This window comes from Ruminococcus sp. 1001136sp1_2201st1_G3_2201SCRN_220225 (assembly GCF_040924365.1).
GTDB lineage: Bacteria > Bacillota > Clostridia > Lachnospirales > Lachnospiraceae > Blautia_A > Blautia_A faecis.
In genome coordinates, this window is the sequence record NZ_JBCOME010000043.1 from 27,436 (window position 1) to 37,485 (window position 10,050).

The 10,050-nt window shown below is 40.8% G+C and carries 13 protein-coding genes and 1 riboswitch; of the genes, 7 read left to right on the forward strand and 6 right to left on the reverse strand.

From position 1 onward, the window contains the following. The coding region (locus AB5642_RS13755; protein ID WP_368371695.1) for an RNA polymerase sigma factor at positions 1 to 312 on the reverse strand (312 nt) is incomplete at its 3' end. 390 nt (positions 313 to 702) lie between these two features. Between AB5642_RS13755 and AB5642_RS13760 the strand changes: the two genes are divergently transcribed. Further along, positions 703 to 1,857: an alanyl-tRNA editing protein gene (locus tag AB5642_RS13760; protein WP_227200606.1), complete on the forward strand. Its 1,155-nt coding sequence runs from the start codon at positions 703 to 705 to the stop codon at positions 1,855 to 1,857. A 7-nt stretch (positions 1,858 to 1,864) separates the two neighbouring features. Here the strand turns inward: AB5642_RS13760 and AB5642_RS13765 are convergent, their stop codons facing one another. Continuing rightward, positions 1,865 to 2,071 (reverse strand): DUF6783 domain-containing protein, encoded by a 207-nt coding sequence (locus tag AB5642_RS13765; RefSeq protein ID WP_308768386.1) that lies wholly within the window; start codon positions 2,069 to 2,071, stop codon positions 1,865 to 1,867. On the opposite strand from AB5642_RS13765, the gene AB5642_RS13770 reads away from it, so the two are divergent. Together AB5642_RS13770 and AB5642_RS13775 are read left to right on the forward strand one after the other, a co-directional pair. Further along, entirely contained in the window at positions 2,003 to 2,152 is a 150-nt protein-coding gene (locus AB5642_RS13770; RefSeq protein WP_308768387.1) for a DUF6783 domain-containing protein, read from the forward strand. The two genes, AB5642_RS13765 and AB5642_RS13770, sit on opposite strands and share 69 nt — an antisense overlap. A 3-nt stretch (positions 2,153 to 2,155) precedes the next feature. Continuing rightward, positions 2,156 to 3,046 carry a Xaa-Pro dipeptidase gene (locus tag AB5642_RS13775; RefSeq protein WP_308768384.1) on the forward strand — a complete coding sequence of 297 codons (891 nt, stop codon included), beginning with the start codon at positions 2,156 to 2,158 and terminating at the stop codon, positions 3,044 to 3,046. Here the strand turns inward: AB5642_RS13775 and AB5642_RS13780 are convergent. Both AB5642_RS13780 and AB5642_RS13785 read right to left on the reverse strand, forming a co-directional pair. Continuing rightward, the gene (locus AB5642_RS13780) at positions 3,027 to 4,184 is read right to left on the reverse strand and encodes a hypothetical protein (protein ID WP_173718423.1); all 1,158 of its coding nucleotides are present in this window, start codon (positions 4,182 to 4,184) and stop codon (positions 3,027 to 3,029) included. The two genes, AB5642_RS13775 and AB5642_RS13780, sit on opposite strands and share 20 nt — an antisense overlap. Further along, the gene (locus AB5642_RS13785; RefSeq protein ID WP_148462188.1) at positions 4,181 to 4,405 is read right to left on the reverse strand and encodes a hypothetical protein; all 225 of its coding nucleotides are present in this window, start codon (positions 4,403 to 4,405) and stop codon (positions 4,181 to 4,183) included. The genes AB5642_RS13780 and AB5642_RS13785 overlap by 4 nt, the downstream gene beginning before the upstream one ends. Before the next feature lie 189 nt (positions 4,406 to 4,594). Then, positions 4,595 to 4,696, forward strand: a riboswitch (THF riboswitch). A gap of 86 nt (positions 4,697 to 4,782) precedes the next feature. Here AB5642_RS13785 and AB5642_RS13790 point away from each other — a divergent pair. Further along, positions 4,783 to 5,343, forward strand: coding sequence for a folate family ECF transporter S component (locus AB5642_RS13790; RefSeq protein WP_173718422.1), 561 nt, complete (start codon positions 4,783 to 4,785; stop codon positions 5,341 to 5,343). 210 nt (positions 5,344 to 5,553) lie between these two features. Here AB5642_RS13790 and AB5642_RS13795 read toward each other — a convergent pair whose 3' ends face one another. Next, positions 5,554 to 6,309 carry an N-acetyltransferase gene (locus AB5642_RS13795; RefSeq protein WP_173718421.1) on the reverse strand — a complete coding sequence of 252 codons (756 nt, stop codon included), beginning with the start codon at positions 6,307 to 6,309 and terminating at the stop codon, positions 5,554 to 5,556. 289 nt (positions 6,310 to 6,598) lie between these two features. Further along, the gene (locus AB5642_RS13800) at positions 6,599 to 7,219 is read right to left on the reverse strand and encodes a GDSL-type esterase/lipase family protein (protein WP_173719044.1); all 621 of its coding nucleotides are present in this window, start codon (positions 7,217 to 7,219) and stop codon (positions 6,599 to 6,601) included. A gap of 274 nt (positions 7,220 to 7,493) precedes the next feature. On the opposite strand from AB5642_RS13800, the gene AB5642_RS13805 reads away from it, so the two are divergent. Genes AB5642_RS13805 through AB5642_RS13815 form a run of 3 tightly spaced genes read left to right on the forward strand, consistent with a single transcriptional unit; the run spans position 7,494 to position 9,885 of the window. Further along, entirely contained in the window at positions 7,494 to 8,003 is a 510-nt protein-coding gene (locus AB5642_RS13805) for a prepilin peptidase (RefSeq protein ID WP_173719045.1), read from the forward strand. Then, on the forward strand, positions 8,000 to 9,013 hold the full coding sequence (locus AB5642_RS13810; RefSeq protein WP_226836621.1) for a hypothetical protein: 1,014 nt from the start codon (positions 8,000 to 8,002) through the stop codon (positions 9,011 to 9,013). The genes AB5642_RS13805 and AB5642_RS13810 overlap by 4 nt, the downstream gene beginning before the upstream one ends. Continuing rightward, the gene (locus AB5642_RS13815; protein ID WP_368371694.1) at positions 9,010 to 9,885 is read left to right on the forward strand and encodes a CpaF family protein; all 876 of its coding nucleotides are present in this window, start codon (positions 9,010 to 9,012) and stop codon (positions 9,883 to 9,885) included. Before AB5642_RS13810 ends, AB5642_RS13815 begins: the two co-directional genes overlap by 4 nt. Positions 9,886 to 10,050 lie beyond the last annotated feature (165 nt).

A 10,050-nucleotide genomic window follows, 5' to 3' on the forward strand; every position in this document is an offset into this window, starting at 1 on the left:
CTGCAGATACTGTTCCTCTGGGGAAGAATGATTCTCCAGATCAGGAAGCTGTGAGAAATAAATATCTTCCGTTGGAATTGAACGGCGTCCGGCAGCTTTTAGGAAATCAAGGCATTTGCGTACTGCAATTTTGCTAAGCCAGGCTTTTTCATAAAGCCCATCGAAGTGGGCGAGACTTTTGTAGGCAGACAGGAATACCTCCTGAGTGAGGTCTTCTGCATCGAAAGGATTACCTACTGATTTCAGACATATGGAATATATCAGATTCTGGTATTGGTCAATCAGATATTCCAGATATTCTTCCTGTGAAATGTTATCAGCCTCCTTCCTGTCCGTTCTCTAATTATAACGCGACTGCCTGATAAAGTTCTTCAAAAATAAATAAAAATTTTGTAATTATTCAGCTGGTACTATTTTGCAAGGTGTTTTTACTATGAAAGTCCCGGATGGAAACCATGAATGAGCCATGCTTGCATGAGAGAATTCATAGATGTCGGATGGGTTAGAGCGTGTTTGAAAAGGCTTTATGCAAGGTGTGCGTCACACTTTGTGGGAGATTGCGGCATATTTTGAACACGTCCTGAAATGACTAAATACAAAGAAAAAATAAAAATTGCGGGAAGAGCATAAATAGACTATAATCAGTTTCGTGAATAAAAGATAGAAATAAATCCTGCTGTTTATATGAAAGAAGGAGCATTTATGTACGAGACAAAAAAGTTATATTATGAAGATGTATATAAAAAAGAATTTACCGCTAAGGTGTTGGAGTGTCGTGAGAGCAAGAAAGGCTATGAAATAATTTTAAACCAGACAGCTTTTTATCCTGAAGGAGGCGGACAGCCCAGTGATACCGGTATATTAGGCGGAATAAATGTTAAGGAAGTTCATGAGAAGGATGGAGAGTTAATTCATTATACAGATGGGCCTTTGGAAGTCGGTATGGATGTAATAGGAAAAATTAACTGGGGCAGAAGATTTGATCTTATGCAGCAGCATTCCGGAGAGCATATTGTAAGTGGGCTGGTACATGAAGCATTTGGATATGACAATGTGGGATTCCACATGGGAAGCGATGTGATCACCATCGATTTCAGCGGAATGCTGGATGAAGAACAAATGGCCGAAATCGAAGCGAAAGCGAATCAGATTATCTGGGAAAATCAGGAAGTTGAGATTTTTTATCCTACAGAGCAGGAACTTAAAAATCTGGATTACAGAAGTAAGAAAGAGCTTTCCGGATGGGTTCGTATTGTGCGCTTCCCAGGAGCAGATACCTGCGCGTGCTGTGGAACTCATGTGACGCGTACTGGAGAAATTGGAATGTTGAAGTTGCTTTCTGTGGTGAAATTCCGTGAGGGGGTTCGTATGGAAATGCTGTCAGGTAAGCGAGTGCTTGATTATCTGAACATGGTAAATGAACAGAATCGTCAGATTTCCGTGAAGTTGTCTGCGAAAATGGACAAAACAGCGTCAGCGGTAGCAAGGCTTCAGGATGAAAATTTTGCTCTGAAGGGAAGAGTACATGCGTTAGAAGAAGAATTTATCGTTGGCGAAGCTGCTAAATGGAAAGAAAAAGAGAATGTGGTTTTATTCCAGGAAGGAATGGAAGCAGGAAGCGTTCAGAAGCTTACAGATGCAATTTTACAGGTTTGTAAGGGGCGTTGTGCAGTATTCTCCAGGAATGCAGATGGAAGCTATAAGTATGCTATGGGAGAAAAAGACGGAGACTTACGTCAGTTTACAAAAGAGATGAATGCAGTATTGAATGGCAGGGGAGGCGGTAAGCCTTTCTTTGTACAGGGGTCTGTGCAGGCTTCCGAGAAAGAAATTCGAGCCTTTTTCGAAAATAAATAGCAGTTGTTCAGTTCCTTCGCAAAAGCACCTTGCGGAATAGCACCCGCTGAATAGTTGCAATAAAGAATAAAAGAGGATTGAAAAAATCCGTATTAGAGCGTGTTTGAAAAAGCATTCCCACAATCTGTACGCCCCACTTTGCGGTATATTTTGCTCGAATTCGGTTGTCGTAGCTCGCTACGACGCCCTCCTCCGGACAAAATCTCCCACAAATTGTGACGAACATCTTGCAGAAGTCCTTTTTTCAAACACGCTCTGCGGAAGAAAGGAAAAGCTGAATTATTTTTCAAGATAATCAGTGTTATATGAAGAAATGTTTGGAGAGTGTCATGCGCACCTGATCATGGATGGACTGAATTATAAAGATGCAATTTCTATTCATAAGGATCATGTAAACGATGAAGTGATACGGAAACATTTGAAAGCTTATGAAGAGCTGGGGATTGTATTTGTAAGAGATGGTGGAGATGCATTAGGAGTATCGGAAAGAGCCAGGAAACTGGCACCAGAATATGGAATTGATTATCGTACTCCTGTTTTTGCCATCCATAAAAATGGACACTATGGCTCTATCGTGGGAAAAGGTTTTGACACTATGAAAGAATACCATGTCCTTTTGAAAGAAGCGAAAAACAAAGGGGCAGATTTTATTAAAATTATGACCACAGGACTTCTGGATTTTAATAACCATGGACAGATTACTGGAACGCCTTTAGACAGGAAGGAAGTCTGCGAGATGGTACATATTGCCCATGAAGAAGGGTTGGCGGTGATGAGCCATACCAATGGAATTTATGGCGTACAGGCAGCTGTGGAAGCTGGTGTGGATTCAGTAGAACATGGAAATTATATTGATCCGGAAACAATCATAGAATTAGCTGACAGTGATAGTGTATGGGTTCCTACTCTTGTGACAATTCGAAATCTTCGTGGATGTGGAAGATATAAGGAATCAGTGCTTGATCCTATTATAGAACTGGCCGCAAAGAACCTTCGTCTGGCATACAAGTACCGAGCAAAGGTGGCTCTTGGAAGTGATGCAGGAGCTTATATGGTCTTACATGGGAAGGGCTTAATGGATGAATACCAGGCATTTATGGACATTCTGGGAGAATCCGGGGATGTGAGAGCCTGGCTGGCAGATGGAGAGAAAAGGATTCAGGACACCTTCAGGCGTCCTGAATCTTGATAGATGTATAAATGTTGGAATTTTTGGATTTTGTAGGATCAAAGGTAATGCAGATACCTGCGCCGGATTCCATATTACTGGTGGAGGTATCCTTTGCCCCTTCTGTAAAGCAGGTTATGGTTGCGCCATCGCCAGTTTGAAGTGTGACGGTATTTGCTGTATGGCCTATAATTGTACCGCTGACTGAGCTGGTAATTTCACGGCTTCCAAGAGAATCCGGATCATCACCGGTGACTGCTGTAACAGTAACACCATCCAGTGAATTTCCCTGAAATTGTCCAGTGCAAGTTATGGTTACATAGGAGCCTGGTGCTGTTCCACCTTTAAAGTAAGAAGGAATCTGAGACAAGTCTACATTTATTGTGCTGTCAGAGCCAGAGGGAAGAACTGTGAGTGTATTCAGGGAAATATTCTGAATTTCTGCATGAATCTGCTGTTCTTTTGCTGAGGCATCGGCAGAAACCTGTGCAGGATCTGGTGTTGGTGTTGGATCTGGAAGTGTAAGCGGATCAATATCTGAAATGCTTAGTACTTTCAGATGACTGGCATTAAGAGAAGAACTTTGGGTATTCTGACTGGAAGCAAACTTGCCTTTAAAATGAATGTATACCCATACACCGGTGCGGATGCCATTCTGATAATATTGTTCAGTTCCAGTGATTGGATAGGTGGCTGTTTTGCCTTTTTTATTTTTTATGGTAATGGTATTTGGAGTCAGACTCTGTACTTCCCCATAGGCCTTTCGTACTTCCAGCTGATTCTTTTTGTGAAAGTCGTCTACTACTTTCAATGCTTTTACAGTGCTGGTATCCTTGTTAGAGAGCTGCCCCTCATAAATGACACTGATTTCATCTCCAGTGATCATGCCATCTTCGCATTCCAAAGTTGCTTCAGAAAGATCAAAAACGTAAGTTTGTTCCTGGCTTTCCATAGTCAGGGTGGCACCGGTGAAATCCTTAAGGGTTCCTTTGATTTCATCCATATAAACACGCTGTTTGGGTGTTTCTGAAGTGTTCTGTAAGGTGGTTTCACTCTGATCAGAAATAGAAGTATAGCTGGTGATCATATCACCGGCAGTACATCCTGACAGAGAGAACAGTACCAAAGAGCCAAGTAATAGTTTTGTGAAATTTTTCATTGTTGCTTTGTATCCTCCGAATCCGGAAATGGTACAGGAAGAAAATCGAAAACCTCTCGGCAGGCATTCCATTCCTCCGAGTTATCCGGCATACGATAGCCAAGTCCTGTACATTCTGTAGTAGCATTTGTATTCATGTAATTATTATAAAAAACATTGTAAGGATTCTGTAGTGGCGGCTGTTTTTGGCAAGATGATTTGTTTGTGGATTTTATACTCATAGAAACACTCCTTTTTGTCAAATATTTTTCCTATATAAGGGAAGATATTCTTAGAATATGCGAAAAAGAGGAGAGTATGCACAAACATTTGTCAGTGAACAGTAACGATTAATTTATTTATGTGAATATTATAACAAATACATATTGAAATTTCTATATTTTGTGCTATAATCATTTTAAATAAATAATAGCGAAGTAGGAATTTATGCGTCAAGTGTTCATTGGCTGGGGAGTCGCCGTGAAACGAAAAGCAGCAGGACTGTTTACGATATATTTTCCGCACCCGTTGCTACATGTGAGAACATCTCATAATGTGGAGGGATTATTATTTATGGTAACTACTCTGTTATTTTAATCATTATGGAGGTGTTTTTTTTATGCGTAAAAACAAACAGACATGGAGTGTTAAGACTCTTGTATTCCTTGCACTGCTGGTAGCAATCCAGCTTGTGCTGTCACGCGTTCTGGTAATTGATCTTGGTGTATATCGAATTACATTGGGAACTGTCGCCACTGTATTGGCAGGTCTTTGGATGGGACCTGTAGCTGGTGGTGTAGAAGGTGCTGTTGCCGATATCATTGGATGTTTTATGAAAGGCTATGGAGTTAATCCACTGATTACTTTATCAGCAGTTGCCTGGGGTGTGATCCCCGGACTGGCTGGAAAACTAATGGCTGAAAAGAACAGAAAAGTAAAGACTGTTGTTATGTGTGTCGCAATTGCAGTCTCTGGCGTAGTGGGAACACTTGGACTGACCACTGCAGGATTGGTAATGATCGGAGCAAACTTCTATGCAATTATGCCAGGACGTCTTGTACAGTTTGCAATCATGACTCCAATCTACTGCGTACTTACCAGTCTTCTTTATTTCAGCCCGCTTACAGGCATGGTTGTAGGAAACATAAGACCTGCTAAGCTGGAGAAGAAGACCGTATAAATGGCAGCAGTCCAGGAGCTGAATTATATACAAAACCCCAAATTAAATAATATGGCATAAGATGGATTATGAAGCAATGTACTTACTGGAAAGTTGATTGTTTGAGAAATCAACTTGTTGAATAAGTCAAAAAATACGATTCCCAAATAAAAGGCTGTGATCAGGATAAACACTGATCGCAGCCTTTTTTAAACATGCTCTGAAAAGTTTTCAGTTTGTATGTGTCTGAACCCGGAACCAATAGGTGTAGAGATAATGAAGTCCAAGTGATTCATAAAGATTACGTGCTGGAGTGTTTCCCTCTACTACCTGAAGATAGGCCTTAGTTGCGCCTTTCTTTTTTCCTTCTTTTAGAAGTGCAGTACAAATCTGACGAGCATAACCCTTGTGTCTGAAATCTTCGCGAACATGGATAGCGTACAATCCAATATAATTTCGATCCAGAATGCCAAGCCCGGTTGCAATAATTTTTCCGTTACTCCAGATGGAGGCGCATACGGTGTCTTTTACGATGGCATGATACATGGATGGAACTACAGCACGGTGAACAGGATTAATGGTGCCTTTCAGATCAAAAAGACTTTCAATCCAAATATCTGGAATATCGTCAGTAAGAGTTACCTGATCGCAAGGCGCAGAAAGATCTGCTCCATCCAGTGAGGCTGCCATAACATTTGTTGTATGCTGGATTTCGTAGTTGCGGTTTTCCAGAAGATAATCAAAATCCGGAGAAACCAGAGGACTGATCTTAAAAATTGCAGGGCTGCCCAGTCGGGCATACTCTGCTTCGCAGAAAGAAACCTTTTCCCTCCAGGAAAGGGTAGAAGTTCCGAACTGCTCCACACTGTTTGTTCTATGTGTATAAAAATAGGAAAAACGGAGAATCCATCCATCATAAAGCTCCATTTTATGGGAGGGCCATGCATTTAGTGACATATCTTCAATTTCTTTAATGATTTTATCCATAAAAAAACCTTCTTTTATAAGTTTAGGGTCATTATACATAATTGTATCCAGCAATGCAACTGAAAATAGTCTGTTATAAGACAGATTGCTTTTTACACATCTTGCAGAAAGCCTTTTTCAAACACGCTCTAGTACATCGTTTCGTAAATAACTATACCAATCGCGTAGGATGTGAATTCGAGTGTGCAGGTATAAAAACGCAGGCGTAGCGGGCTACGCCGAGGCTTTTATACCTGTGCAATCGGATTCACAGACAAGTGAGTGGTATAGTTATTTCGAAAACGATGTACTAGTACGGTGAATAGCCGCAAATTAATTTATACAATCTGTCTGCCAGAAATTTTTGTCCCTGCTCAGTAAGGTGAATCCCATCTGTAGTAATTTCTGAATATCCATAACGACGCGCCTTTTCATTCAATTCCTCATGCAATGTAAGATAAGAAATTTGAAACTGTTCTGATAGCTGGTGGATCATTTGTGATATTTTCTGGCGAAAAGGAAGCCAGGTTCTATAACAGGCAGGCCAGGGAAAAAGAAAAGGCTCCATTAAAATAATGCGCGAGTTCGATTTTGCTAATATTGTTATAAGATCTGCATAGCATTTGTAAAAAGAAAAAAGCATATTCCTCTGCTGAAACGGTGTTCTGTCCGTATTCATTATTAATCCAATATCATTAATTCCGATTAAAATTGTTATAATATCACTTGTAAAATCAGAATCACCCTGAATTCTCTGCAGAAGTCTGTTTATAGTAAAGCCGTCAGTGCCATAATTGCGTACCTGATAGTCTGAGCCGTCCCTTTTAAGACAGTCTGACAGCATTTTTACATAGCCATTGCCAAGGAAATCTCTGGAAAAGCAGTGTTCACAATCGGTGATGCTGTCACCAAGACATGTTAATATTGTCATAATTTTACCTCCGTTAATATTATACTGCAAGAACAAAAAGGTTTATAGTTTTTTTAGAAAAATTTGTAAAAAAAAGACTGGACAAATGGAGATAGAGCACCTATAATAAGACTCACCAGAAGTCATCTGGTATCGAAGGTCATCTTTTCAGATCGACTATTCCCTATTCTACGAAAGATAAAATACAGGAAGCCTTTCTCAAACAGGCTCTAAAATACTTCAAGATAGCCTCCTGTTATTAGTAAACCTATGTAAAAGAAGGGATGGTACGTCTATGCTTTTTTACAGAATATTTCCTGCTATAGCGGCAGGCTGCGCCGCTCTGATGGATATTCAGAGAGCGAAGGTAGACAATGGCTGGCTGCTTTTTTGTGTATTGGTCAGTTTGTTTACGCGAATATGGAAAATAGATGTTAGCAGTCTCGGATCTTGGATATGCGGTCTGCTGGTACCGATACTGATTCTGGGGATTTTATTCATATTCAGAATGCTGGGAGCCGGAGACATCAAGCTCTTGAGTGTTATTGGAAGCATGATCGGACCGACGAAAATTCTCAATTGCATTTCCTATTCCTTTCTGATTGGAGCTGTCATATCAGCTGCTCTTATGATTTCAAGCGGCATTGTCTGCCAGCGAATTCTTTACTTATTACATTACATCAGTGTTTATTTCAAAACAGGAAAAAGAGAACCCTATTACAAAAGCGGTATGCCGTTGGAAAACTTTCATTTCACAGTTCCTATATTTTTAAGTGCATTGCTTTATGCGGGAGGTGTCTATTGAAGAAGAATATTTTTGCTGTCTGTGATCTTGAGGTGGATTATGCCTTGAATTTTATGGATTATCTTAATCATAAGAAAAATATCCCATTTGAGATTCAGGCATTTACCAACGTAGAGAGTCTGATCGCCTATGGGAAAATGAATCACATAGAGTTGCTGCTGATTTCCCAGAAGGCTATGTGCCGTCAGGTGCAGGAATTGGAAATTGGTAAAATTGTTATACTTTCGGAAGGCGTGCACCCACCGGATCTGGACCGTTATCCAAGTGTGTATAAATATCAGGCCTCTTCAGATGTTGTGCGGGAAGTGATGGCGTGTTACGGAGCCGAGAAAGCAGTAGCTCCGGCTGTTTTTCCTGTACTGAAAAAGACCACGGAAATTTATGCAGTATATTCTCCGTTGGGGCGCTGCCTGAAAACATCGTTTGCACTTACATTAGGACAGATTCTGGCAAAAGAAAGAGCTGTTCTTTATCTGAATCTGGAGGAATACTCCGGCTTTGAAGAAATGTTGGGAAAAGGGTTCGCGCAGAATTTAAGTGACCTTCTTTATTTTGTACGGCAGGAAAATGGAAATCTGATTTATAAGATGAACAGTATGGTACAGACAATAAACAATCTGGATTTCATTCCGCCTGTACGTACGCCAGAGGACATACGAGGAACTGCATGGGAAGATTGGGAAAAACTGATACAGGAGATTGTACTTCACAGTAATTACGAATTTGTGATTCTGGATATTGGAGGGGCAGTAGATGGGACTTTTCAAGTTCTGGATATGTGCCGGAAAATTTATATGCCAGTGCTGTCTGATCCGGTATCCATATCCAAGATTTCCCAATTCGAAAACCTGGTAAGAATCTGGGATTATCCGCAGATTCTTACCAGAACTGTAAAGGTACGCCCGCCTTTTCATGGAGGAAATGTGGCACCGGAGAATTATATTGAAGGGCTGCTGTGGAGTGAACTTGGAGATTATGTCAGGGAAATTCTGAGAAAGGAAAAGGAATGAGTCAGGAAATCTTTCGCAAACTGAGACAAATGCTCATGGAGAAGCTGGATGTTTACCGGGAACTTACAGACCAGGAAATTCTGGAAACGATTGATGAGCTGATCGTAAACACTCTGCGGGAATCAGGAGTGAGCCTGAAAGAAAAAGTGCAGCTTCGCCAGGAACTGTTTTATTCCGTCAGGAAGCTTGATGTATTACAGGAATTGATCGAAGATGAAACTGTAACTGAGATTATGGTGAATGGTCCGGATTCTATTTTTGTAGAACGAAAAGGAAAACTGACAAGGTGGCCGAAGTCTTTTACAGATCAGGAAAAGCTGGAGGATGTGATACAACAGATAGTGGGAAAATGCAATCGCATTGTGAATGAATCATCTCCTATAGTAGATGCCAGACTGGAAAATGGCGCCAGAGTCAATGTGGTTGTGGCTCCGGTAGCATTAAATGGTCCAATTCTGACAATAAGACGTTTTCCGGATACTCCAATTACAATGGAAAAGCTGATTGAACTGGGAAGTATAACTCCAGAGTGCGCGTCCTTTTTGGAAAAACTGGTAAGGGCCCGGTATTCAATTGTAATTGGCGGAGGAACGGGAAGTGGGAAGACCACATTCCTGGGGGCTTTGTCAGAGTACATACCAAAAGATGAACGGATTATCACTATTGAGGACAATGCAGAACTGAAGCTTCAAGGGATTGCAAATCTGGTGCGCCTTGAAGCCCGGACAGCGACCATAAACGGAGCACCGGGAGTAAGTATAAGAGATCTTATTAAGTCTGCACTTCGTATGAGACCGGATCGAATAATCGTAGGAGAAGTACGGGGTGGGGAAGCTATGGATATGCTTCAGGCACTTATATGTACTATATAATAATTATATATATAACGTATATAAGGATGGAAAATATAGATTAGAGGGAGGGGCATAGGAACGATATGAACATTAAGTATAGGTTATTTGGTCCTATGTCAAGATTTAGTACAAGTTAAAATAAGAAATTTCTCCCTATTTTAACCTGCCAGAAGCTCAGCCTCA

Bases quoted from the DNA above. Each gene is read 5' to 3' on its own strand.
- AB5642_RS13800 (WP_173719044.1), bottom strand. From the start codon at position 7,219: ATGACAATATTAACATGTCTTGGTGACAGCATCACCGATTGTGAACAC.
- AB5642_RS13815 (WP_368371694.1), top strand. From the start codon at position 9,010: ATGAGTCAGGAAATCTTTCGCAAACTGAGACAAATGCTCATGGAGAAG.
- AB5642_RS13780 (WP_173718423.1), bottom strand. From the start codon at position 4,184: ATGAAAAATTTCACAAAACTATTACTTGGCTCTTTGGTACTGTTCTCT.
- AB5642_RS13805 (WP_173719045.1), top strand. From the start codon at position 7,494: ATGCTTTTTTACAGAATATTTCCTGCTATAGCGGCAGGCTGCGCCGCT.
- AB5642_RS13760 (WP_227200606.1), top strand. From the start codon at position 703: ATGTACGAGACAAAAAAGTTATATTATGAAGATGTATATAAAAAAGAA.
- AB5642_RS13785 (WP_148462188.1), bottom strand. From the start codon at position 4,405: ATGAGTATAAAATCCACAAACAAATCATCTTGCCAAAAACAGCCGCCA.
- AB5642_RS13790 (WP_173718422.1), top strand. From the start codon at position 4,783: ATGCGTAAAAACAAACAGACATGGAGTGTTAAGACTCTTGTATTCCTT.
- AB5642_RS13795 (WP_173718421.1), bottom strand. From the start codon at position 6,309: ATGGATAAAATCATTAAAGAAATTGAAGATATGTCACTAAATGCATGG.